Origin of the sequence: Paenibacillus konkukensis (assembly GCF_023523925.1) — a bacterium.
In the GTDB taxonomy this organism is placed as follows: domain Bacteria; phylum Bacillota; class Bacilli; order Paenibacillales; family NBRC-103111; genus Paenibacillus_S; species Paenibacillus_S doosanensis.
The window spans coordinates 6,752,395-6,775,534 of sequence record NZ_CP027059.1; the positions used below are offsets into that span (position 1 = coordinate 6,752,395).

23 protein-coding genes and 1 riboswitch are annotated in these 23,140 nt (G+C 56.3%); of the genes, 19 read left to right on the plus strand and 4 right to left on the minus strand.

The genetic code is table 11. The features are described 5' to 3' along the window. Positions 1–25: 25 nt before the first annotated feature. Complete coding sequence (gene asd / locus SK3146_RS29325) at positions 26–814, minus strand: archaetidylserine decarboxylase (RefSeq protein ID WP_249862096.1); 789 nt, start codon at positions 812–814, stop codon at positions 26–28. A gap of 229 nt (positions 815–1,043) precedes the next feature. Continuing rightward, positions 1,044–1,148: riboswitch (TPP riboswitch) on the plus strand. Between the two features lie 127 nt (positions 1,149–1,275). Between asd and SK3146_RS29330 the strand changes: the two genes are divergently transcribed. The 4 genes from SK3146_RS29330 (at position 1,276) to tenA (ending at position 5,002) form a co-directional block, all read left to right on the plus strand. Further along, positions 1,276–1,863 (plus strand): ECF transporter S component, encoded by a 588-nt coding sequence (locus SK3146_RS29330; protein WP_249862097.1) that lies wholly within the window; start codon positions 1,276–1,278, stop codon positions 1,861–1,863. Further along, positions 1,863–3,395 carry an ABC transporter ATP-binding protein gene (locus SK3146_RS29335; protein ID WP_249866480.1) on the plus strand — a complete coding sequence of 511 codons (1,533 nt, stop codon included), beginning with the start codon at positions 1,863–1,865 and terminating at the stop codon, positions 3,393–3,395. The genes SK3146_RS29330 and SK3146_RS29335 overlap by 1 nt, the downstream gene beginning before the upstream one ends. Before the next feature lie 35 nt (positions 3,396–3,430). Further along, positions 3,431–4,237 (plus strand): energy-coupling factor transporter transmembrane component T family protein, encoded by an 807-nt coding sequence (locus SK3146_RS29340; RefSeq protein WP_249862098.1) that lies wholly within the window; start codon positions 3,431–3,433, stop codon positions 4,235–4,237. A 96-nt stretch (positions 4,238–4,333) separates the two neighbouring features. Continuing rightward, positions 4,334–5,002: a thiaminase II gene (gene tenA, locus SK3146_RS29345; RefSeq protein WP_249862099.1), complete on the plus strand. Its 669-nt coding sequence runs from the start codon at positions 4,334–4,336 to the stop codon at positions 5,000–5,002. A 365-nt stretch (positions 5,003–5,367) separates the two neighbouring features. Here the strand turns inward: tenA and SK3146_RS29350 are convergent, their stop codons facing one another. Then, on the minus strand, positions 5,368–5,877 hold the full coding sequence (locus SK3146_RS29350; RefSeq protein ID WP_249862100.1) for a GNAT family N-acetyltransferase: 510 nt from the start codon (positions 5,875–5,877) through the stop codon (positions 5,368–5,370). 150 nt (positions 5,878–6,027) lie between these two features. Then, positions 6,028–6,243: a hypothetical protein gene (locus SK3146_RS29355; protein WP_249862101.1), complete on the minus strand. Its 216-nt coding sequence runs from the start codon at positions 6,241–6,243 to the stop codon at positions 6,028–6,030. A gap of 138 nt (positions 6,244–6,381) precedes the next feature. Between SK3146_RS29355 and SK3146_RS29360 the strand changes: the two genes are divergently transcribed. The 13 genes from SK3146_RS29360 (at position 6,382) to SK3146_RS29420 (ending at position 19,967) form a co-directional block, all read left to right on the plus strand. Next, positions 6,382–7,848, plus strand: a complete 1,467-nt coding sequence (locus tag SK3146_RS29360; protein WP_249862102.1) for an FAD-binding oxidoreductase — start codon at positions 6,382–6,384, stop codon at positions 7,846–7,848. Further along, positions 7,849–8,400, plus strand: coding sequence for an MFS transporter (locus SK3146_RS29365; RefSeq protein ID WP_249862103.1), 552 nt, complete (start codon positions 7,849–7,851; stop codon positions 8,398–8,400). It abuts the gene before it with no gap. A gap of 147 nt (positions 8,401–8,547) precedes the next feature. Beyond that, a complete protein-coding gene (locus SK3146_RS29370) occupies positions 8,548–9,237 on the plus strand; it encodes a response regulator transcription factor (RefSeq protein WP_249862104.1) in 690 nt (229 codons plus the stop codon). A gap of 4 nt (positions 9,238–9,241) precedes the next feature. Then, a complete protein-coding gene (locus SK3146_RS29375) occupies positions 9,242–10,705 on the plus strand; it encodes a sensor histidine kinase (RefSeq protein ID WP_249862105.1) in 1,464 nt (487 codons plus the stop codon). Further along, positions 10,702–11,823 carry a hypothetical protein gene (locus tag SK3146_RS29380; RefSeq protein ID WP_249862106.1) on the plus strand — a complete coding sequence of 374 codons (1,122 nt, stop codon included), beginning with the start codon at positions 10,702–10,704 and terminating at the stop codon, positions 11,821–11,823. Before SK3146_RS29375 ends, SK3146_RS29380 begins: the two co-directional genes overlap by 4 nt. Positions 11,824–11,999: 176 nt before the next feature. After that, the gene (locus tag SK3146_RS29385; protein ID WP_249862107.1) at positions 12,000–12,602 is read left to right on the plus strand and encodes a hypothetical protein; all 603 of its coding nucleotides are present in this window, start codon (positions 12,000–12,002) and stop codon (positions 12,600–12,602) included. Between the two features lie 758 nt (positions 12,603–13,360). Beyond that, positions 13,361–13,489 (plus strand): cytochrome c oxidase subunit 2A, encoded by a 129-nt coding sequence (locus SK3146_RS29390; RefSeq protein ID WP_249862108.1) that lies wholly within the window; start codon positions 13,361–13,363, stop codon positions 13,487–13,489. Between the two features lie 27 nt (positions 13,490–13,516). Next, a complete protein-coding gene (locus SK3146_RS29395; protein ID WP_249862109.1) occupies positions 13,517–14,002 on the plus strand; it encodes a cytochrome c oxidase subunit II in 486 nt (161 codons plus the stop codon). A 91-nt stretch (positions 14,003–14,093) separates the two neighbouring features. Further along, positions 14,094–15,743: a b(o/a)3-type cytochrome-c oxidase subunit 1 gene (locus SK3146_RS29400; RefSeq protein ID WP_249862110.1), complete on the plus strand. Its 1,650-nt coding sequence runs from the start codon at positions 14,094–14,096 to the stop codon at positions 15,741–15,743. A gap of 108 nt (positions 15,744–15,851) precedes the next feature. Then, positions 15,852–16,838, plus strand: a complete 987-nt coding sequence (locus SK3146_RS29405; RefSeq protein WP_249862111.1) for an S-layer homology domain-containing protein — start codon at positions 15,852–15,854, stop codon at positions 16,836–16,838. Positions 16,839–17,199: 361 nt separating this feature from the next. Then, positions 17,200–18,717, plus strand: coding sequence for an FAD-dependent oxidoreductase (locus SK3146_RS29410; RefSeq protein WP_249862112.1), 1,518 nt, complete (start codon positions 17,200–17,202; stop codon positions 18,715–18,717). Positions 18,718–18,814: 97 nt separating this feature from the next. Beyond that, a complete protein-coding gene (locus SK3146_RS29415; RefSeq protein ID WP_249862113.1) occupies positions 18,815–19,414 on the plus strand; it encodes a TetR/AcrR family transcriptional regulator in 600 nt (199 codons plus the stop codon). Positions 19,415–19,535: 121 nt separating this feature from the next. Continuing rightward, positions 19,536–19,967, plus strand: coding sequence for an HIT family protein (locus SK3146_RS29420; RefSeq protein WP_249862114.1), 432 nt, complete (start codon positions 19,536–19,538; stop codon positions 19,965–19,967). A 56-nt stretch (positions 19,968–20,023) separates the two neighbouring features. On the opposite strand, the gene SK3146_RS29425 is transcribed toward SK3146_RS29420, so the two are convergent. Next, positions 20,024–20,803 (minus strand): EcsC family protein, encoded by a 780-nt coding sequence (locus SK3146_RS29425; RefSeq protein ID WP_249862115.1) that lies wholly within the window; start codon positions 20,801–20,803, stop codon positions 20,024–20,026. A 276-nt stretch (positions 20,804–21,079) separates the two neighbouring features. Between SK3146_RS29425 and SK3146_RS29430 the strand changes: the two genes are divergently transcribed. Next, positions 21,080–21,847 carry a DeoR/GlpR family DNA-binding transcription regulator gene (locus tag SK3146_RS29430; RefSeq protein WP_249862116.1) on the plus strand — a complete coding sequence of 256 codons (768 nt, stop codon included), beginning with the start codon at positions 21,080–21,082 and terminating at the stop codon, positions 21,845–21,847. A gap of 115 nt (positions 21,848–21,962) precedes the next feature. Further along, positions 21,963–22,814, plus strand: coding sequence for an EamA family transporter (locus tag SK3146_RS29435; protein ID WP_249862117.1), 852 nt, complete (start codon positions 21,963–21,965; stop codon positions 22,812–22,814). Positions 22,815–23,140: the final 326 nt, after the last annotated feature.

The window sequence follows — 23,140 nt, forward strand, 5'->3', positions numbered from 1 at the left end:
TTAACATAGGATGTGGGGCGGTTTTTTAGGAAGGCTTGACCGTTCCGAGAGCTTCGCCCATTTTAACTTTGCTGCCGACCTTCAGGTCGTTTCGGCTCTTGAAGGTGTTCGTCTCCATCAGGAGCACGACGGTGGAACCGAACTCGAAGTAGGCCAGCTCGTCCCCGCGGCTGAGCCGGTCCGGCAGCGGCGAGACGTATTTAATGCTGCTGACGTTCATTGCGCCCACCTTGACAACGGCGATTTCGCCGCCTTCATGATCCATATAAGTGATCAGGCGCTCGTTGCGGCTCAGCACTCTGCGCATCTGGCGAAGCCCGAATTCATTGACGGGGTAGACTTTGCCGGGCACATGTTCCTTCTCGATAATGACGCCGTCCACCGGAGTATGAATGCGGTGATAATCGGTCGGGCTCAAATAAAGGACGAAGTAGAAGCCGTTCTTGTAATTGACCGTGCGCGGAGAATGATTCAGCAGCTCTTCTACGGTGTAATCCTGCCCCTTGACATTGACAATCAACCCTTCGGAGATCGGCCCCATACCCGTAATGGCGGCATCGACGGGGCTGACCAGCGTATGCTCCGCGGTGTTCACCGGACGAAGCCCTTGGCGCAAGCGTCTTGTGAAAAAGTCGTTCAGCGAAGCGTACTCGGTCCACTGTTTCTCGGCATCCTGCATCGGAATTCCATATATTTTGGCAAAACGCGGAATGAGGCCGCGGCTCGCTCTCGATTTGGCAAAAGCTCCCGTTAACCTGGAGATCGACTTGCGCGAGGACAGCTCGGTCAACAAGCGGAAAAAGGGTTTCATCATAAGTGTACATTCACCTGTTCTTTCTAAAGTCTCTTGTCTACCGAATATCTTGACACAGAACCTGCTGCAACGCAAGAAAAAAGAATCGTATGCATATGACATTTTCATAGGAAACGACGAGGTTGGAGCTCTTCGGTTGCGTGCCGCTCCGAACGATGCGGACGAAAGCGAAGCGCCCATGATGCTATATATTAGCCGTTGACATTTATTTCATTCGTGTTAATATGATTATTGTCACTAGGGGAGCCGCAAGGCTGAGACTGGATCAATAGATCCTAGACCCTCTGAACCTGATCTGGATCGTGCCAGCGTAGGGAAGTGGAGAGCGTTTGAAGCGTGTGTATTTATTGAACATGCAGACCACTTCCTGTTTCGGGAAGTGGTCTTATTGCGTTGTCCCATTCAATCAGAAGAAGGTCGGAGCTATGGCCCCAAACAAGATAGAGGAGGAGTGGGTTTACATGTCCAAAGGGTTAAAATTGACGGACATCCTGGTTACGATCGTCATCGCGATCGTATTCGGCATTATTTACCGGTTGTGGGGGGATGTCTCCAATGTAGTGAAGCTGGCCGGGCTGCAGCTCGATCAGCTGGTATACGGCGTTTGGTTTATGGCCGCTACCGTTGCGGCGCTGATCATACGCAAGCCGGGCGTCGCCTTGCTGGCCGAAGTGGCGGCGGCGTCGGGAGAATTGATCTCAGGCTCGCAATACGGCGTGGAATCGCTGACTTACGGGATTGCGCAAGGGCTGCTGGCGGAGATGGTTTTCGCTCTGTTCCGCTACCGCAGCTTCTCGGCGGCGACGGCATGCCTTGCGGGAGTCGGTTCGGCGGCGGCTTCGCTCGTATTCGACGCCTTCAAAGGCTATTTGACCGATCTGCAATCATGGAATTTGCTGCTGTATTTCGCCTTCCGCTTTATCGGATCGGTGTTCTTTACCGGGCTGTGCGCTTACTGGCTCGTCAAGGCGCTGGAGGCGACCGGCGTGACGCAGCTGGTCCGTCCGGCCAGCCGTGCCGATTACCAGGCGCTGGAGCGTAGAAAATGATGCCGGTCAGCACATCCGTCACCGGTTTGCGGCTGAAGTTCGCCGGCAGTCCGTCGCTGCTGTTCGACGATATTTCGTTCTCGGTCAACACGGGGCAAAAGGTGCTGCTGCTCGGTCCGAGCGGCTGCGGCAAGTCGACCCTGCTTCAGGTGCTGACCGGGCTCATCCCGGATGTTATTGAGATTCCCGTCAAATTCGACGAGATTGTCATTCCCCCGTCCTGGGGGTATGTGTTCCAAGATCCCGACACCCAGTTTTGCATGCCGTTTGTGGATGAGGAGATGGCGTTCGTGCTGGAGAATCTGGGAGTTCCCCGGGAAGAGATGACCGCCCGGATCGAGCAGGGGCTCCGGCAGGTCGGATTGAATTTGCCTAAGCTTCATCTGGATATTCAGTCGATGTCTCAAGGGATGAAGCAGCGGCTTGCGATTGCGTCCGTATTGGCTCTGGAGCCGGAAGTGCTGTTCTTCGACGAGCCGACCGCCCTGCTCGATCCGGAAGGGACGAAGCAGGTATGGGATACGATCAAGCAGATCGGCAAAGACAAGACCGTACTTATTGTAGAACATAAAATCGACGAGGTGATCGATTTTGTCGATCGTGTCGTGCTTTTCACTCACGACGGCGCTATCTTGGCGGACGGCTCGCCGGAGACCGTCTTCGACCGGCACAAGGAACGGCTGCAGCAATTCGGCATTTGGTATCCGGGCGTATGGAGCGATTATGCCGCCGGCGCGGCGTACCGGGCGCTTCGGGATGCGGATGGGGCCGGGCCGGCGGCCGGCAGGGAGTACGGAAATCCGCTCCTTCAGTTGAAGCAGTTCACCGCCTTCCGCGGGCGGGAGCCCAAGATGCACGTGGACGAAGCGCAGGCCGGCCCCGGCGAATGGATCGCCGTAGTCGGAGAGAACGGCGCAGGCAAAAGCACGCTGCTGCAGGCGATGATGCAGCTGATCCCGGCTTCGGGCGCGGCGTACCGGCTCGCGGGACGGGAAGTGCGCGGATTCAAGGATGTGGCGGATTGCGCCGCCTACGTGTTCCAGAATCCGGAGATGCAGTTCGTCACGCATTCGGTGCTCGACGAGGCGGCGTTCGGCTTCCGACGCGACGGTGTCCTGGGCGCGGAGAAGCAGGCGCTTGCGCTGCTGGAGGAATTCGGCCTCGAGGAACAGCGGAGCCAGCATCCGTATCAGCTGTCCCTCGGGCAGAAGCGGCGGCTTAGCGTCGCTACCGCCATGGTCAAGGAGCAGCGGCTCGTGCTGCTGGATGAGCCGACCTTCGGACAGGATGCGGCGAATACGTTCGCCATCCTGGAGAAGCTGGAAGCCTGGCGGCGGCAGGGGACGACAATCATCATGGTGACGCATGATTTGGACATCGTCCGCTATTTCGCCACCCGCGTCTGGGAGATCGAACGCGGGAGGTTGGCCAAGGACCTGCAGCCGCGGCAATATTTGCGGGCGGCGGAGGAAGCTTCTTCTTCGGATGTCGCCGAAACGCCGCCGTCCGGCGCGCTGCCGGTTGAAGCGTAAAATTTTGAAGCGTGGCAAAAAGGAAGTGAACTGCCGTGGACAACTTTTTGTCCTATGAGGAAACATGGCTGCACCGGGTAAATCCGAGCGCGAAGCTGCTGCTGTCGCTCTTGCTGTTCTTCGTGGTGCTGTTTACAGATAACATCAACGTATTGATCAACGTCACGGCGGCGCAGCTGCTCCTGCTGCTGCTCTTCTCCGGACATCCGCTGCGCAGGCTGCTCTTGATGTTCCTGCCGTTCGCGCTCTTGTTCGTCTCATCGTCGATGTCGATGATGCTGTTCGGCAAAGGCGACACGACCTGGCTGCGCTGGGGGCTGGTCCGCATAACGGAGGAGAGCTTCTATCGGGGGCTGCATATCGGCTTCAAAACCGTCAACATGGCTTTGACCGGATTGATCTTCGCGCTGACGACCAGACCCGTCGCGCTGTTCTACTCGCTGATGCAGCAGTGCAAGCTGCCGCCGAAGTTCGCCTACAGCTTTATGGCCGCGCTCAGGCTGATGCCGATCATGGTCGGCGAGTTTCATACGCTCGGCATGGCGCTGAAGGTGCGCGGCGTCAAGCGGCGGGCCGGTCTCGGCGGCGTGTACGAGACGCTGCGCCTGTACGCGATCCCGCTGCTCGCGCAGAGCATCCGCCGGGCGCAGCGTATCGCCGTGGCGATGGAGGCCAAGCGCTTCTCTTCGGCTCGCGCGCGCACGTATTACTATCGCATCGGCTTCTCGCTGCGCGATGCGTACCTGCTCTTATACTTGACGGCGGCGGTGCTTGCCGCGCTGTATATCGGCCAGCATTTCCCGTATTTCCATGTCGGGGATGTGCGGTATCAAGTGAACTGACGCCCTGCCGTTCACCGAAAGCTTCGGGTGGAACTATCGAGGGCGCAAACGATACTTTCCGGGACTTGCAGGTCCCGGTCAGGAGGAGAGAAACCGATGAAATTTTCCGAAGAGCTGAGACTTGCCGTAGAGGACAGCTGGAACGCCAGCTTCCGCCATCCGTTCGTTCAAGGCATTGCCGACGGTACGCTGCCGCTGGCGAGCTTCCGTCATTATTTATTGAACGACGCCTACTATTTGTCCCAATTCGCCAGAGTGCAGTCGCTGGGAGCGGTCAAAGCCGACGATTTGGCAGTTGCGAACCGGATGACCGTACATGCGCAGGGCACCTATAACGCCGAGCTGTCGCTGCACGAAACGTTCGCCAAGCAAATGGGCATTACCGCCGAGGAACGGGCCGCGTTCCAGCCTTCCCCGACAGCCTACGCTTATACGTCGCATATGCTTCGCGCGGCGTACAACGGGCATCTCGGCGATATTATCGCCGCCATCCTGCCGTGCTACTGGCTGTATTATGAGATCGGGGAGAAGCTTCAAGGCTCGGCGCCGGAAGAGCCGATTTATCAGGAATGGATCAAAGCTTACGGAGGGGAATGGTTCCGCGAGCTGGTACAGGAGCAGATTGACCGCCTGGACGAGATTGCCAAGCATGTGTCCGAAGCGGACCGCCGCCGGATGAAGCAGCATTTCGTCGTCAGCAGCCATTATGAATACATGTTCTGGGAAATGGCGTACACTCACGAAGTATGGCCGACCTATCGTTAACGAGAACGAGCCGCCGGCAAGGTCTGTAAACCTTGTACCGGCGGCTTTTGACGTTGCCAAACGGATTCCATCGCTAACGGACGTCATGGCGGTTATTTTGATGCAATCGGCTTTTTTCAACATGCAACGGTCGCGACAGCGCTTATTGGCGCAGATTCGCTCCATGAAGAGGCGATCGTTGTTAGCGAACGGCATCCATGTCCGTTAAAAATCAAACAGGCCGATTTTTTCCTAAATAGCGGCTGCTGTGTCCGTTGGAGTCGTTCAGGCAATGATGAGCGGCGGTGTTGTGCGGGCAGCCTGCGGATGGACGGCCGCGGCGATCGGGAGAGGGAGACTCTTCCGCCCGCGTCTCGATGCGCGGACTACACGGTTTTGTAATACAATACCGTACCGTCCAGCCGGCCGTCGGCCGATCGGGCATACCCGGGAATTCGCCCGGCTTCGATGTAGCCCATGGACAAGTACAGACGATTGGAAGCGTCTCCTTCACGCGTATCCAGTACGAGCAGGCTTCTTCCTTCTTCTCTCGCTCTGTTCTCCGCTGCATGCATTAGCGCTTTGGCGATGCCTTTGCGGCGCGCCAGCGGATGCACCATCAGCTTGGCGATCTCGGCCCTATGCGAGGCATTGGCCTTTTGCGCCAGCTGCAGCTGGACGGTTCCGACCGCGGCGTCGTCCATGACGGCCGCCCACAGCAGGATTCCGGGCTGAAGAACGCCGTTCCAATAGCTGTTCGCTTCTTCGCGGGACAGCGGCGGCAGAAATCCGACAGACGCTCCGTCTTCAACAACCTCCACTAGCAGCTGCGACAAATCTTCCGATAAGGAAGGCGTTAGCTTAACGATCTCCCGAATATGCCATTTCCCGCTCATCTTCCTATCCCCTCCATGAGAATTTGCCTATGCCTCCAGTGTTCATTTCATAAACATGTTCGGCTCATTTGAACCTCGCTCGGCGGTTATACCGCCGAGCCTCTGCTGCCGATAACCGAAGCCGCGCCTGCCGGGAGATGAGGAAGCGGCTTACCGCTTTCTCATTTCAAAAAACTCGCAGCCCGCTCTCGAATGATACGTGACATCGCTGACCCCGGCTTGGGTTACTATCGATTCGCCGGTAAAACGGATAATGACGACGCCGGAATCTACGATATGATCGTCCTGGAAGACGCGGATCGGCGTCCGGCGATCCATCGCTTCCTGAAAGTCCTGATCGGTAAAAAGCTTGCGGTTGCTGGCCATAGTATAATCTCCTGATTCTATAATTGACAGTTGTCTACAAGTATTATAACAGAATGACCGGCCCGGCGGCAGCAGCGATCGACGCCGTCTTCCATCTTATGGTATGTTGGTAGGAGGATGGAAAGCGGAGGTATGGTTATGAAAAAAACGATCGTTCTGCTGCTGCTCGCCGCCGTATGCCTGTATCAGTACAAGCTGCTGGATTCCGCGGATCAGGACCCTTACCTCGTCACCGATTACAGCCGGCTGCATCCGGTCAAGGTGGAGCGGGTGGCGGAAGGCCGCGAAGAGCGGCAGCTGGCGGACCTTATGCAGGAGGCGAGGCGCAAGCATCTGACGATTTCCATAGCCGGTCAGCGGCACAGCCAAGGAGGACATACGTATTACAAGGACGGCATCGTCGTCGATATGACCACTTTCAACAAAGTGCTGTCGGTAGACCCGGCGGCCCGGACCGTTCGCGTGCAGGCGGGCGCGACGTGGAAGGATGTGCAGGACGCGGTCAATCCGTACGGGCTGTCGGTCAAGACGATGCAGTCGCAAAATATTTTTACTGTCGGCGGCTCCATCAGCATTAACGCGCACGGCAGAGACATTCGCAACGGCTCGCTGATCAAAAGCGTCGAATCGTTCCGCTTGCTGACGGCCGACGGCTCGGTGACGCAGGTTAGCCGTACGGAGAACGCCGAGCTGTTCCCGCTTGCGCTGGGCGGCTACGGGTTGTTCGGCATCATATTGGACGTAACCTTGTCGCTGACGGAGGATGAAGTATACAGAGTGAATACGGATGCCGTAAGCGTAGAAGAGTACGCGCGGTATTTTGCCGACAAGGTGCAGGGCAACCCCGACGTTCATATGCATATCGCCCGGATCTCGGTCGCTCCGGATCATATGCTCGATCAGATGTACGCGATCAACTATACGGTGGACCGGGAGGCTCCGCTGCAAAACTACAACCGATTGAGCGATGTCGAGAAGGGCGTCATTCCGTCCAAGCTGCTGTTTCATCTTAACCGCGCTTTCGATTGGGGCAAAAACGGGTTTTGGCGCCTGCAGCAGCTCTATTTCTCGATGCAGCAGAACAGCCGGATCAGCCGCAACAATGCGATGCGTTCCGAGTCGGAGTTCATGGAATACCGTCAGGCGGGAGAAAACGATCTGCTGCAGGAATATTTTATCCCTGTCGATCAATTCGCCGGATTCGTTCATAGTCTGCGCAGCGTGCTGACGCAGGAGGAGCTGAACCTGCTGAACATTACGGTGCGTTATGTGAACGAGGATAACGAAGCGATGCTGTCCTACGCGCAGCAAAATATGTTCGCCCTCGTCTGCCTGTTCAATATGCCGCTGTCGGATGAAGGGCAGGCCAAGGCGCGCCGCAGCATTCAAAACGTATTGGATCGGGTGCTTGCCCATCAGGGAACGTATTATTTGCCTTATGCCGCATTTCCGACCCAAGCCCAGTTTCAGCAGGCGTATCCGCGTTACCGCGAATTTGGGGAGCAAAAGGCGAAGTATGATCCGCAGCGGCTGTTTATGAATTATTTTTACGAGCAGTATTACGCGGAGCCGCCCGGCACCGGGCAGGGCAAGGAGGAATCTTGAATGAGGCTCGAATGGCTGATCCGGTCGCAGAGCATCGTCACGCTGGCAGCCGGGATGATTTATCCGTATTATTTATTGTTTTTGAAAAATTTGGGCAATACGTATTCGAAATACGGGCTGGCGTTCGCCGTTTTCACGATCAGCTCGGCCGCCGTCTCGCAATGGGTGGCGAAGAAGCTGGACAGGCATGCGCTGTCCATTCTGGTATACAGTTCGCTCGGGATGACGGCGGCGATGCTGCTGTTCCCTTGGGTCGACTCCTATGCTTGGGTGCTGGCGCTGCAATTTCTGATGGGAGCCTGCAGCGCGATGCAGAAGATGAGCGAGAAGGCGCTGCTCGCCGACTATACGCAGCCCGGGGCCCGCGGCGGGACGATCGGCTCTTATCATTTTTGGACCTCGATAGCGTCGGGCTTCGCCGTCATCGCCGGAGGCTATGTGATCGATTGGCTTACGATCGACGCTTTATTTTATTGCAGCGCGCTGCTGTACGCGTTCAGCGCCTGGGCCGTATGGAAGCACGGCAAGCAGGGGGCGCAAAGTGGCGGCTAGGCGGGTAACTGTGCTACGATCTTCATAGAAGCGCGGAGAACAAGGGAACGGGGAGCCGGCTGGGAAGTTCATTTATGAGGCCTTCGAAAGGAACCGGTTTGACCGCATTATCCCCAGGCTCTAAGGAACAGGAGTGCGAATGGATACATGGACAGAAGCAAAATATTGATCATAGAAGATGAAGAAGCGATTGCGGACTTGCTGGCCTACGGCTTGAACAAAGAAGGCTTCCGCACGACGATAGCCCGCACCGGCGCCGAAGGATTGCGCCTTACGGAGGAGTTCGGGCCCGATCTGCTGCTGCTCGATTGGATGCTTCCCGATATGAGCGGGCTCGATCTGTGCCGCAAGGTGACGGAAACCCGCAATCTTCCCATTATTATGATTACGGCCAAATCGGATATTACCGATAAAATTCTCGGTTTGGAATTCGGGGCGGACGATTATATCACGAAGCCCTTCGATTTGCGCGAGGTGATCGCCCGCATCCGGACGGTGCTTCGCAGATTGGCCCAAGCCCATAGAGCGGAGCCGGAAGAGGAGACGATCCGGTTTCAAAATATCGAGTTAATTAAAAGTGAACGCGTCGTCAAGAAAAACGATGCCGTCGTCGATTTGACTCCCAAGGAGTTCGACCTGCTGCTGGCGCTATCCAGCTATCGGGGCAAAGTGTTTACGCGGGACGAGCTGCTCGACTTCGTATGGGGCTACGATTATGCCGGAGACACCCGGACTGTAGACATCCATATCCAGCGGCTCCGCAAAAAGCTCGACGCAGGCGGTTGGATCACTACGGTGTTCGGCGTCGGTTACAAAGTGGAGAAGCAGGTGAACTAACCGAATGATTTCGACGATCAAGGTCAAGTTTTTGCTCGGCTTCTTTATCATTTTCGCGGCGTCGCTGCTGCTGTTGAACCTTCTCGTCGTCCGAATTATCGAGACGAGCAACGAGAACATCATTACGGAGGACTTGATCGGCCTGAAAAAAAACAGCAGCGTCTACGTGAAACAGACGTTTATGATCAATCATTACAGCAACGACGAAATTTATTTCGGGCAAATGGCGCAGGAGATGGTCGCTGAGCTGCAGCATGTCAGCTCAAGCGAAGTCAGCGCCTATTCGGTGAAGGGCGAGCTGCTGTATACTTCCGACGCTTCGGCATTCGCGGCCGCGGGAGACGAGGATTTGAAGCAGGCGCTGGACGGCAAGACGGCGTACACGCTCCATTATTCGGATAGTCCCGTCATGGTGTATTACGCCTATCCGGTTATGATGGACGGCAAAAAAGTAGGCATTTTGCGCTTCGCCAAAGATTTCTCGCTGCTGCATGAGCAGAGCAGACATATACTCGACGTTATTTTTTATGTGACGATAGCAATCTTTGCCGCGGCGTTTCTATTCTCCTACTTATTATCCAGACATATTACGATTCCCCTCGGACAACTGGCCAAAGCTTCCACTGAGGTGACGGAAGGCAACTTGGGCGTCCGTATCCGTTTTAGAAGAAAAGACGAGATCGGCAAGCTGGCGGATAATTTCAACCGGATGATCGAAAAAATTACGATGCAGATCGGGCGCATTGAGCAGGACAGAGATCGGTTGGAGGAGTTGAACCGTCACCGCAAGCGGTTTTTGGACAATGTGACGCATGAGCTGAAGACGCCGCTCACAACGATTCTCGGCTATGCCGAAATGATCAAGGACAACGGAAGCGGCGACGAAGCATTTTTTGACAAGGGCATGAATCATATTGTAGGCGAAAGCCGAAGGCTTCATCAGATGGTCGTTAAACTGCTGGAGCTTTCCAAAGAAACATCCGTTCGAGAACCGTTCGAGGAAGTCGATGCCGGTCGACTCGTGCAGGATGTGTGCGACGGCATGGCGATCAAGGCGGAGCGTTATAAGAAGACGATCGCATGCGAAGCGGAAGCCGGACTCGAGGTGAACGGCAGCCCGCAGAAGCTGAGGCAGCTGCTGATCAACGTCATCGACAATGCGATCAAATACGGCTATGCCCATACGGGCATTGATGTTAAGGCGGCCCGTTCCGGCGAAGATGTGCGGATCGTCGTCGCCAATCAAGGCGAGGATATATGTTCCGAGGAGCTGGAGCGCTGGTTCGAGCCGTTTTACCGTTCGGATCAGCGCGCATTCAAGGAAGTCGGCAGCTGCGGTCTCGGGCTTAGCATAAGCAAGGCGATCGCCGACGAGCACGGAGGAAGCATTGCCGTCGCAGGCGCCGATGGGCGGACGACCGTAGTGATCCGGTTGCCGCGAGGAATAAGCAAGGAGGGAGGATTATGATCGTAGCACGGTTTGGAGCGCTGGTCTTCTGCGCGCTGCTCTGTCTGGCGCTGGCCGGATGCGCGGGGAGACTGAGCGACAAGATTGTCGTGATCCCCGATACCGAAGAAGCGGGAGAGTCGGCCGATTCCGGTCATAACGGGCTGGAAGTCGGCAAAATTTACAAGCTGCCGGAGCAGGATATCACGGGTAGCGACATTGCAGGATGGATCGACAATCGGCGGGTGATCGGGCTGATCGGCGGCAGCGCGGGGCGGCACTTAACGGCGATCGATTATCAGACGGGCACCCGCGAGGCGTGGCAGGATACTGCGACGGAAAGAATCGAGCTGGGCGCGGTATCGCCCGACGGCAAATATATAGCGCTCACCCGTTATAATGGGGAGAAGGAAACATACAGCTTGCTGTCAACCGTTTCGGATCGCCAGGAAGCCGTCATGAGCGAAAGCGACGCCGGTGCGGCCGCAGCCAGGACGAGCCCGCTGGCATGGTCGAACAACAGCCGGTATGTCGCCTACGCCAAGGAAAAAAGCCGATTCGGCGAAGCGGCCTTGGTCGTTTACGACCGGCAGACCGCCGCTGTAAACTCCTGGGCGCTGCCCGGCTGGCAGGTCGTCTATGCCAAGGCGGCCGATGACGGGGCCAGCGCCGTTATTGTCAGGATGGAGGGCGGTCAGCCGTATGCGGCGTACGGGACGTTGAGCGAGGGCGCGTTCGAGCTTCGCTATGAGCATAACTTGAACCATGCCGACGGAGTGGATTTCATCAGCGACGATCAGATTGTGCTGAGCGGAGCGAACGGCGCGCTGATTACGTATGATAAGCGCAATAGCAGCACCGCGGTGCTGCTGGAGCAGGTCGGCATATTCAAGCTTTCTAACGATTCCAAATATATCGTCTACTCGAAGGAAAGCGAATCGCTCTATGCGGCCAAGCTGCAGGGCAACAATGTCTTGAACGAACAAAGCATTTACAAAGGCATCGTGCCGACCCGGCTGGATTGGAGCCCGGATAATAAGAAAATATTGCTGAACGGGAGAAAATGGTTTGAAGCGCGTCCTGCGCCCGCGCTTCAGGTCGTTCCGGCAAAAACGCCTCTGATCATCGAATTCAAATGACAATCGGCCATCCCCGCATCGCCGTCGCTTCGCCGACAGTGATGCGGGGATTTGCTTTGCCGCCGCTTCGGACTGCGGGGTTTACACTTTGTTTACATCCGGGAGATTTTTCGGCAACATCGCTGCGCTACGATGAGAGAGTGGTAAAGAGATGATGACGTGAAGGAGAGGAACGGATGAGAAAATCATTGCTTATGGTTATGGCGTTCGCCGTCGCTTTGGCGACGGCCGCCTGCAGCGACAACAGCGGCAGCGGCGGCGCGTCCGGCGATGATGCGGCGGGCCGGCAGGTAGGCGGGGCGCAGGGAAGCGGCGCTGGCGGAGGGCAGAAGAGCGATCCGCCGACGGATTCCGCTTCGGGAGGAAGCGATGCGGAGAAGAGCGCGAGCGCGGATGGCAATGCTGCGGGCGGAACGCAGAGCGGCGCGGATAGCGGCACCGCCGGAGCGCAAGCGGACAAGCCTGCGTCCGGGCAAGCCGCACAGACGCCGACGGATTCGGCGGCGGACCGCGGGGCGGCGCAGCCGGAGTCGGCGCCGCAGGCAGTGCCGCAGCCGGCGGCAGCGCAGGAGCAGGATGCGGCGCAGCGCTCGACGGCGACGCCGGAGCTGAGGGCAGTGCCGCAGGCGGCGGCAGCGCAGGAGCAGGGAGCGGCGGAGCGCTCGACGGCGACGCCGGAGCTGAGGGCAGTGCCGCAGGCGGCGGCAGCGCAGGAGCAAGGCGAGGCGCAGCGCCCGACGGCGGTGCCGCAGCCGGAGGCAGCGCGGGAGCAGGGCTAGGCGCAGCGCCCGACGGCAGCACCGGAGCCGAGAGCGGTGCCGCAGCCGGAGGCAGCGCGGGAGCAGAGCGAGGCGCAGCGCCCGACGGCAGCACCGGAGCCGAGAGCGGTGCCGCAGCCGGAGGCAGCGCGGGAGCAGAGCGAGGCACAGCGCCCGACGGCGGTGCCGGAGCTGAGAGCGGTGCCGCAGCCGGAGGCAGCGCGGGGGCAGAGCGAGGCGCAGCGCCCGACGGCAGCGCCGGAGCCACAGGCGCCTTAACCCGGCCGCCCTAGATCGGAACATCGAAAAAGAGTATCAGCGAGAACCACTCGCTGGCACTCTTTTTTTGTTTGCAGCCGCCGCAGCGCCCGGCGAGAGCGCTTACGGACACCATGGCCGTTATTTTGCCAGAATCGGCCGTCTTCCTATTGTAACGGTCGCCACAGCGCTTAATGCTCCCGATTCGTTTTATCAAGAGCCCATTTTCATTAAATAACTGCACCCATGTCCCTTAAAAATCCGACAGCCGGGATATTTGACTATATAACGTCTGCAGTGTCCGTTACGATTGGCAGCGCCGGTTTAGACGTGCTGATCGTCCGTTTCCAGGCGGGCCAGCGGCCCCAATCCTCCCGAAAATGCGGTCAATGAAACGATGTGCCGACGTCCATACAAAGTTCACGAACAAAAACGGTCGCATGTGACTTTGGTCATAGTGGCGAAGGCATACGGGACCTACAATGATCTCAGAAGTAAGCATCCGAAGGGAGTGAGGCAGGTTGGAACAGAAGGAAAAGGATCACGCCGAGACGTCGTTGAAGGGGACTTTCGCATCGGTTATGCTCCTCGCGGCATTTCTTATTTTGACCTGGGTCGGGGTATTCGTACTGTTTGCGGTCAGAGGGTAAACCAATCGAATGAAGGGGTTGTCACGCATGCATATGCATAAGTTGGAAAAAATTTGGCTTATTTTCGGGGTATCCATGCTCGGCGTATTTTTGCTCGTGCTCGGGATCGGAGCATTCGCCCTAGGAGCGCAGCCGCCCGGAGATCACGATCACGGCCACCATCGCGAAGTCGTCAATCCGGAGACGGTGGAACAGACCGCGCCGTTTAACGACTTGGGGCTGAAGAAGATCGGCGACAACGAATACGACGCTTACATGTTAGCGTTCGCATTCGGCTACGGTCCGGAGAATATGGAGATTCCGGCGGGAGCGACGGTACATTTTCACATTACGAGCAAAGACGTCGTTCACGGATTTCAAATTCCCGGAACGAATGTCAATATGATGGTCGTGCCCGGAGAGGTCAATCATTTGACGTACAAATTTACGAAGCCCGGCGAATATTTGGTGTTATGCAACGAATATTGCGGCGCGGCGCACGAGATGATGCAGACGCGGATTTTGGTCAAATAGGACTTATCCCGCTGCAATCCGCCGATTTCCAATTATATTGTGAAAAAAGTCACATTATGTGCGGTTAACCCGCGCAAAGGAGTGTAGAAGCATGACTAACGATATCCAACGTTTCGACCGCCGCGATTCGGCGCTGGTCCTTGCTCATATTTTGTTCGCCTTTCTGGCGCTGCTGCTGGGAGGCGTCGCAGGGGTGCTGCAGGGGCTGGTGCGCGGAGGAGCGATCAAGCTGCCTTACGAGATCGGCTACTATCAGCTGCTTACGGCGCATGGCGTGCTGATGGCGCTTATTTTTACTACTTACTTCATTATCGGCTTCCTGTATTCGGGGATAGCCAAAACGATGGGAGGCCATCTGCTGCCGATCGCCAGATCGCTCGGCTGGCTCGGCTACGGCCTGATGACGGCGGGAACGGCGCTGGCTACCGTCCTGATTTTGCTCAATAAAGCGACGGTGCTCTATACGTTCTACGCGCCGATGAAGGCTTCGCCCTGGTTTTATGTCGCGCTGGTTCTGGTCGTCGTCGGCAGCTGGATGAGCGGGTTCGGCATTTTCACCCATTACCGCTATTGGAAGAGGACGCATAACGGCCGACTGTCGCCGCTGTTTGCCTTCATGGCCGTTGTAACGATGCTTATGTGGCTTATTGCGACGATCGGGGTGGCGATTGAAGTGCTGTTCATGCTGATCCCATGGTCATTCGGCTGGGTAGAGACGGTCAACGTGGAGCTGAGCCGGACGTTGTTTTGGTATTTCGGCCATCCTTTGGTTTATTTCTGGCTGCTGCCCGCGTATATTTGCTGGTACGTCATCATCCCGAAAATTATCGGCGGCAAAATGTTCAGCGACGCGCTCGCCCGGCTGGCTTTCGTTATGCTGCTGCTGTTCTCGATACCGGTCGGATTTCACCATCAGCTGATGGAGCCCGGCATTTCCTCGGTTTGGAAATACGTGCAGGTCGTGCTCACCTTCATGGTCGTTGTTCCTTCGTTAATGACGGCGTTTTCCCTGTTCGCTACGTTCGAGCTGCACGGCGGTTCCCTTGGAGCGAAAGGACTGTTCGGCTGGCTGAAAAAGCTGCCGTGGGGCGATGTCCGGTTTTTCGCTCCGTTCATGGGCATGCTCATCTTTATCCCGGCGGGAGCGGGCGGATTGATCAATGCGAGCAATCAGATGAACATGGTCGTGCATAATACGCTGTGGGTTACCGGCCACTTCCACCTGACGGTAGCGACGAGCGTGGCGCTGACCTTCTTCGGCGTCACGTATTGGCTGATCCCCGCGGTGACCGGACGCGTGCTGACTCCGCTGATGCACAAGCTGGGAATTGCCCAGACGATCGTCTGGCTGGTCGGAATGTTCTTCATGTCGGGCTCAATGCATACCGTCGGCTTGCTCGGTTCGCCGCGCCGCACCGCTTATACGACGTACCAGGATCACCCCGACGCGATTTTGTGGATGCCGTATCACGTGGTGATGGCGATCGGCGGCACAATCTTGTTCGTCGGCGTGCTGATGATCATCTTCAATGTCGTTATGCTGCTTCGGGCGCCTAAAGGGTACACGGAATACCCGATCGCCGAGGTGCGCGACGCTGCGGAGACAACGCCGGCGATCTTCGAGCGCTGGAGCGTATGGGTCGGCGTGCTGGTCGTGCTCATTTTGGTCGCGTATACGGTTCCCGTGATGGAGCTGTTAAACAATCCCGGCGCCGGTGCGAAGGGAATGGTTACTTGGTAACCTAAATAATGGGGCGCATCGCGAGTGCAACTAATCTGTCGCCGTCTCGTCTATTTATATAGAAGAGTATGACGAAGATTAGCGGGCATTGACGCAAAGAGGTGAAATATGACAAAACATCGAAAATCGTTTTTTGCCGCCGCGCTGCTGATGAGTCTTATAATAACGAGTCATGGCTTAGCCTATGCCCAAGAGAAGCTTGTGCCGTTTTCGGATGTCTCCGAAGACTTCTGGGGATATTCCGGTATCGAATGGGCAGTGAAGCAGCAGATCGCCGAAGGATATCCCGACGGAACCTTCAAGCCGAACGCTGCGATAGACGAGAATGAATTTATCGCGATGCTGCTTCGCGCCTATCATCCGGCGGATTTGGCCAAAAGTACCGAAGGGCCCGGCTGGGCGGCGCCTTATACGGACTATGCGAAGAAGCTCGGCTGGACGATTGCCGCCGCTTCCGGAGAAGCCGGCTTCGAAAGAGGGAAAGCGGCGCAATTGGCGGCGAATGCGGCGGGGCGCAATTACAGCGTTGACGATGCCGTTCAATATATGCTGGATCAGGGGATAGCCGAAGGGAAAACGGACGGCACTCCGGCAGGCTTCCGCCCATCGGACCCTCTCACCAGGGCGGAGTCCGCCTTGCTCATTCATCGTTTGACGAGCCGGTTCGACCGTTTGCAGCCCGTCCCGGCCGCACAGGAGGCTTATGGCGGCGTGCTCGGCGATACCGTCCTTTACGAGAACAAAGCTCACGGTTTTACGCTGCGAATCCCGAAGAGCTGGGACGGTAAGTATGAAGTGAAGGAGAGACAGGTTCCCAATGGCACCAATATCGAATTTATAAATAAAAAGACGGTGCTGGGAACGCTGTTTACGGTTTCCGTCTGGTCCGAGAAAGCGTGGGAGGCGGATGGCGAGGAGATTCAGGGATTGATTCCGATCACCAAGCTCGGCGAGAAGAGCGGGTTCGTCTATTTATTCAATACTCCGACGGATGTTCCGTACGATCCGAACGATCAGCAGGCAAGAGCGGATTATTTGAAGATGTCCGTCGATGTGCCGTCCATTAAAAAGACGTTTGTGTTGCTTCCCGAATAGGAAGGCTTTAGAGAGCTGCCGCGTGCAGCTTTCTTTTTTTCGCTGATCGGAGTAAACCCTATTGACAAAGGGAGGAATATAGTGTAAATTTACGTTAAATGAATTAATCATTCATTCAAATAACTATCGCTGAACGAATTCACTGCTCCGACTTTTTGCATCATGCGAGGAAGAAGGAGATGGAGGACGCACCAGGGAACGGCGCTGAGGATGCGCAGAGCGAAGCGGCTTAAGATTTTCATGCAATTGGATGCATGAGAATATTGACGTAGTCCGGCGGCTTCCGATTACATGTACGGTTAAATTTTTTTGCATCAATATTGACTGAATTAATCAATCAAAAAAATGGAGGATGATTCAAATGACAATGAACACAAGCAAAGTGCAAGCTGGGGAGAACGGATTCACAACCGGAAAGGCGATTGTTATCGGGGGAAGCATAGCGGGTTTGCTGGCGGCCAGAGTGCTTTCGGACTTTTACGAGGAGGTGCTCATCGTGGAGCGGGACGAACTTCCGGAATCGCCTTCGGAACGGCAAGGCACGCCGCAAGCGATTCATCCGCACCGTTTTACGGAACGCGGCAAGAAGATTACCAACCGGCTGTTCCCGGGTTATGAAGACGATTTGTTGGCCGGCGGCGCTCTCCCCGTATTCAATAAACGGCTGCATAACGGCAATCAATACGGCAGCCTGGATGTACAAAATCCTCGCCATGATTATAAGTTCAGCAGAGCTTTGCTGGAATGGGCGTTTCGTAACCAGGTGAAGAAGTTGGCCAACGTCCGGATACAAGTGAAGCAAGAGGTTACCGGGCTTCTTATGAACGAGGATCGCAGCCGCGTTACGGGAATCCGGCTGCGCGAGAAGGGATGGGGAGGAGCGGAGAGCACATGGAATGCCGATCTTGTCGTCGATACGAGCGGGCGCGGCTCCAAGCTGACTCCGTGGCTGGAGGCCGCCGGTTACGAGGTGCCGCGGCCGGATCTGCTCAAAGTAGCGCTCGGTTACAGCACGCGCCGCTATAAGGTGCCCGCTCATTTGAATCATCTGATGGAAACATGGGATACGATCAATATTGCCGGGCAGCCCGCTAAAGGTACGTTCACTGGAGTATTTTCCTTTATTGAGAACGGGGTTGCGGAAATGCTTCTGTATCGGCCGGGCGGACAATATCCTCCCGTCGAGGCGGAGGCTTATGAACGGGAGATAGCGGGGCTTCCGACGCCGCTGATCGATTCGATCGTCCGGCAGCTCGAGCCGCTTGCGCCTCCGCGCGGTTTCCGCGTGCCTGAGCTGTACCGCCGCCGCTATGATCGGATGGAGAAATGGCCGTCCGGGTTGCTCGCGCTCGGCGACGCGATCTGCATCTATGATCCGATCTTCGGCCAAGGGATGACGGTGGCGGCCATTCAGGCCGAGGTGCTGGAAGCGACTCTGAGAGAGCGGCAGTCCGTACCTGAGGAAGGGTTCGAGCTGCATGTGCTGCGGCGGCTGCAGGATGTGATCGAACCGGCCTGGTGGCTCAACTGCGCCAACGATCTGCAGTGGGAAGGCGTCGAGTATGAGGGCGCCGAGCCGCTGAAGGCGATCTCTTTTGCCAGCCGGTATATCTCTTTGCTGCTGCAGCAAGGAACGACGCAAAATCAGAAGCTGTACGGTCTGTACTGGGCCGTCAATACATTATCGGTTACGCCGGAGGAGATGCTGCGCTTCGACACGGTTATGCCCATTTTGAATGCTACGGCTGAAGGCAAGCAGCTGCTTGACGAACTGGTCCGGGAATATGGCGAACATCTCGAAGCGATGTGGGATCAGATCATTCCTTCCTTCTCGCGGCTGCCTTATGAACCGTTTGCTCCGCAAAAGAGCGGCGAATGACATATGCCGTTATAAGTAAGGCGATATGAAACATGGTATACTCATAGTCAGCGCTCATTGTATATCGAAAGAGCTGTACCATAGAGGGGGAGTACCGTTGTCGCCTTTGAACGATGAACAATTGCATCAGATTCGCGATGAACGAAGGGAACAGATTATGCGGGCCGCGATGAAGGTTTTTGCCCATAAAGGCAGCGCAGGCACGAAGATGAGCATGATCGCGGCGGAAGCCCGCATCAGTCACGGTCTGCTGTACCACTACTTCAAATCCAAAGACGCGCTGTTCAACGCTCTGGTGCGGGAGGCGATGGAAGGAGCCGCGCTGGAGTTGGGCAAGATCAACCATTTGCAAGGCTCGCCGCTGGAGAAAATCAGAGCCTTGACGGAGGCTATTTTGGATGAGGGCGGATCGTCTTACTTCATGTTCATTCATCAGGCACGCACGTCGGACGGCGTTCCGGAGGAGGCCAAACGGCTGCTGGAGCAATATCCGATGCAGGCTTTTGTCGAGCAGCTGCTTCCCTTGTTCGCGGCCGGCCAGCAGGCCGGCGAAATAGCGGCGGACGATCCTGAGGAGCTTATCGCTTCATATTTGACCGTGCTCTCCGGCATTATGATCATTAGCGGTCACCACGGCGCAGGCTACCGGGTTCCGAAGGTCGAAATGCTCATGCGTATGGTAACGGCGCCGAAGTAGCGAACGGCGAGTCCGGGGAAGCCGATGTGCAGATAGCCGCGAGGAAAAAAACGTACCAGCATACGGTAGTTCCGGTAAATGGTATAATGGGGATGGGATTAGCTTCGGGGGAGGAATCGTTTTGAACCGATCTGAATCATGTCTCGGCTGCCGTTTGGCTCTTGGCGTCCAGCAAGCCCAAATCGTATACGAGGATCAGCGGGTAACTTGTCTTCTGGATCATGAACCGTTCTCGGATGGCCATACTTTAATAGTACCCAAACGGCATGTGCTGGATGTCGACGAACTGGACGAAGAGACGGCCGGAGCGGTGATGAGAGCCTCCTCGCTGTTATCAGCCGCGCTCAAGGCGCTGTACCGTCCGGACGGCATCACCGTCATTCAGAACGGAGGCGCCTTCAACGATTTGCGGCATTATCATATGCATGTATTTCCCCGGTATGCCGGAGACGGCTTTGCATGGCAGGAGCCGCATTACGCCGGTCTTGCCAAGAAACGGCTGGCGTTGACGAGAGAGCGGCTGAGCTCGGAGCTGCAGAGCCGGCTGCCGTAATGGCAGAAGACCGCCTCGGCGATGAAACCGTTCATCGTCAGGCGGTCTTCGCGCTGCTATTCGTCAAGCCGCCCTGGCTCGGCTTGACGCCCCGCTTCCTGCAGCCAGCGCATCCGGTAGCCGTTCATCGCCGTGCGTCCCAGCTCCTCCAGAAGCCCGTAATTCGCCCAGGCTCCGACGACGGCGCCGATGCCGGGAACGAGCTGGAGCATTTTGCGGAAATCGATCGTGTCGCGGTATTCCTGCTGCAGCTCTTGCCAGTCGATGTGGCGAGCGTACGATTCGGCCGGAGGGAGCGAGCGCTTCGTCTCCGGCCAGAGGGCGATTTTGCGCAGCAGCTCCGGCTTTTTATAGGGGCTGGAGAAGGCGAGCTGGAACAAATGCAAGACGAATAACCGCTCCCGGTAGTCGCGCGTCGAATGCCCGTACACGTGAGCCAGTTCGAATAAAAACTTCATTTTGATCCCGATCAAAATCGGAAAATCGGCCAGTCCGAGCAAAATGCCTCCGGCGCCCGTTCCGGCTCCTTCCGCGGCGGCGAGCTTTTTGTAAAATCCGAGTAATTCCTCCGCCTTATGATCCCGCAGCGCCAAGGACAGGCCGGCTAACGGCGGGTTTTTGGGCATATATTCGATACTGAACAAAGCGGTTTGGACGATGCCTTTGACCGCTGCGGTAATCGTCTGATGCACTTTATCCGGAATGACCTGATTGATGCGCGTCGAGACGGCCTTGGACGCTTTCTCCAGAAAGCCCGGAGGCTTCAGCAGCTCCAGCTCCCACCGCTTCAAGGCTCTGGCCGTTTGCTGCTCATAAATGCTTCCGCTCATGTCCATGCGGTCAAGCCTCCTTTTTCTCATTCTTAGGGGGATACGATTGCAGAAGCGCGGCTCTTCTCTATTATATCGCGAAATGGAGCGGTTTGCTCGGCGGGGAAGACAGACTTCGGCCTCCGCTTACGGGGGAGGATTGTGGGGAATTGTGCGTTTATGTGCGGATGCGTTTTGAACCTTGGCTGCAGTATGATAAAATACGTGAGAGAACACGTTTGACGATACGTTTCAAGGCAGGGAAGGCGGGCCGCGACCGTCCACCGGAAAGGATGTAATGATTTGTTCGTACAACAAAGGCATCAAGCGATTCTTCAAAAATTGCATAAGGAAAAATCGGTAGTCGTCTCCGAGCTGATCGAAATGTTCGGCGTATCGTTCGAGACGGTTCGCCGGGACCTGGAGTTTCTGGAGAAGGAAGGCTTCCTGAAACGAGTTCACGGCGGGGCGATTCCCGCAGAAATCGATTATAAGAAGGAGCAGCCGCTTACATTCAGGGAGACGAAATTCGTAGAGGAAAAAAGACAGCTCGTAGAACTCGCCACCCGCTATGTGACGGAAGGGCAGTCGATCGCGCTGGACGTCAGCACGACGAATACCGAGTTCGCCAAAGCGCTGAAGCCCAAATTCGAACGGCTGACGATCATTACGAATTCGCTGCCGATCGCCAATGAGCTCGTAGAGATGCCGCATTATACGATTATTTTAACCGGCGGCGTCATTCGCAACGAGGAGCGGGGCGTGATCGGCGATTTGGCCGAAGCGTTCGTATCGCAGTTTCATGCCGATTTGTTCTTTATGAGCGTCTCCGGCATTTCCCTTGAGGCGGGGGTTACCGATTTCGGCATCGGCGAAGTGCAGCTAAAAAAATTGATGCACAAAAACGCCAAGCGGACGATCGCGTTGGCCGACAGCAGCAAATTCGAGGTCGTCTCGCTGCTGAAGGTGTGCGGCATCGACGAAGTGGAACGCTACGTAACAGACCCGCTGATCGACAGAGAGATCGTCGAGCGCTACAAGAGCCATGGGCTTGAGATCGTGTATGAGTAATCTGAGTTATTGTGTATAGAAGCCGTCCGATTACGGGCGGTTTTTTGTTTGATATATTGAATATTTGTGTGTTTGTGTGCTATTATGTGTGTTGGATAAGAGAGGGGATGAAATCTTGATTATTGCTGCCGTGCTGCTGGTCATTTGTTCCGGACTTACTCATGCGGTCTGGAATTTATTCGCAAAGAAGAGCGAGGAGAAGGGCTTGTTTCTATGGGCGATTCTTGTTCCTTCCGTCCTGCTGCTGCTCCCTTCCTCGGTATGGGAAATCGCTGCCGCGTCTTTATCGCTGGAAGGGTATATGCTCATTGCGCTGTCGCTAGGTTTGCAGGCCGCCTACGGCTTGCTGCTGACCGAAACCTACAAGCATGGCGACCTGTCGCAGGTGTATCCGATCATGAGGGGCACTTCGACGCTGCTTATTCCGGCCATCGGCGTGTTTTTTCTCGGGGAATCGCTGTCCGGGTGGGGATGGCTCGGTTTGTTCTGCATAATCGCCGGCATTTTCATTATGAGCGGATGGACGTTCGGCGCAGGAGCTGCGGTGGAGCTCAAGCCGGTTTTGCTTGCGTTCAGCGTCGGCTTGTGCACGACCTCCTATGTGCTCGTCGATAAGCTCAATCTGCAGCATTTGTCGCCGTTAACCTTGCTGGAGGTGGCCAATGTCGGGTTTGTTCTGGGGATTACCAAGCCGGTGCTTAAGATGGACCGTCTGAAGGAGAAGCTGGCGGCGAACTGGAAATGGATCGCGATCGGCGCGGTTCTTAATCCGGGCTCTTATTTGCTGTTTCTGTATGCGATGAGCATATCTCCGGTATCGCATATTTCTCCGATCCGCGAAATCGGCGTTGTATTCGGGACATTGCTTGGCATTTTCGTATTGAAGGAAGCTCAAGGCTTGAAAAGAGTGATATCTTCGGCTATCGTCGCATTGGGAATTATGATCGTCGCCGGGTTCGGAGCTTAATACGGCATCTTGTCTCTACCTTGAACGCTCAGACGCACCGGGATTTTCCCGAGGCGCCGGAGAGGGAAGAGGGGACGCTAACCGAAACCGCCTTCGATATCGTTACGCTCGATGAGGCCGGGAATCTCCATTTTACTCGCTTCGGGGCGGGGAGGATCGTCTGGTTATGCGCCCGATATGATGCGCGGGCAGGTCTCGAACCAGCAAAAGCGCCCGGAATAAGCGGGGAGCCGCAGCTAAAGGCATAGCAGCCGTCCGCGGCGAAGGACGATATGCAAAAAGCCCGAACGTCCGCGAATGATCCGCGCCTCCGATCGTTAGTCTGC

Coding starts and splice junctions, on each gene's coding strand:
- asd (WP_249862096.1), bottom strand. CDS start 814: ATGATGAAACCCTTTTTCCGCTTGTTGACCGAGCTGTCCTCGCGCAAG.
- SK3146_RS29330 (WP_249862097.1), top strand. CDS start 1,276: ATGTCCAAAGGGTTAAAATTGACGGACATCCTGGTTACGATCGTCATC.
- SK3146_RS29335 (WP_249866480.1), top strand. CDS start 1,863: ATGCCGGTCAGCACATCCGTCACCGGTTTGCGGCTGAAGTTCGCCGGC.
- tenA (WP_249862099.1), top strand. CDS start 4,334: ATGAAATTTTCCGAAGAGCTGAGACTTGCCGTAGAGGACAGCTGGAAC.
- SK3146_RS29350 (WP_249862100.1), bottom strand. CDS start 5,877: ATGAGCGGGAAATGGCATATTCGGGAGATCGTTAAGCTAACGCCTTCC.
- SK3146_RS29355 (WP_249862101.1), bottom strand. CDS start 6,243: ATGGCCAGCAACCGCAAGCTTTTTACCGATCAGGACTTTCAGGAAGCG.
- SK3146_RS29360 (WP_249862102.1), top strand. CDS start 6,382: ATGAAAAAAACGATCGTTCTGCTGCTGCTCGCCGCCGTATGCCTGTAT.
- SK3146_RS29365 (WP_249862103.1), top strand. CDS start 7,849: ATGAGGCTCGAATGGCTGATCCGGTCGCAGAGCATCGTCACGCTGGCA.
- SK3146_RS29370 (WP_249862104.1), top strand. CDS start 8,548: ATGGACAGAAGCAAAATATTGATCATAGAAGATGAAGAAGCGATTGCG.
- SK3146_RS29375 (WP_249862105.1), top strand. CDS start 9,242: ATGATTTCGACGATCAAGGTCAAGTTTTTGCTCGGCTTCTTTATCATT.
- SK3146_RS29380 (WP_249862106.1), top strand. CDS start 10,702: ATGATCGTAGCACGGTTTGGAGCGCTGGTCTTCTGCGCGCTGCTCTGT.
- SK3146_RS29385 (WP_249862107.1), top strand. CDS start 12,000: ATGAGAAAATCATTGCTTATGGTTATGGCGTTCGCCGTCGCTTTGGCG.
- SK3146_RS29395 (WP_249862109.1), top strand. CDS start 13,517: ATGCATATGCATAAGTTGGAAAAAATTTGGCTTATTTTCGGGGTATCC.
- SK3146_RS29400 (WP_249862110.1), top strand. CDS start 14,094: ATGACTAACGATATCCAACGTTTCGACCGCCGCGATTCGGCGCTGGTC.
- SK3146_RS29405 (WP_249862111.1), top strand. CDS start 15,852: ATGACAAAACATCGAAAATCGTTTTTTGCCGCCGCGCTGCTGATGAGT.
- SK3146_RS29410 (WP_249862112.1), top strand. CDS start 17,200: ATGACAATGAACACAAGCAAAGTGCAAGCTGGGGAGAACGGATTCACA.
- SK3146_RS29425 (WP_249862115.1), bottom strand. CDS start 20,803: ATGGACATGAGCGGAAGCATTTATGAGCAGCAAACGGCCAGAGCCTTG.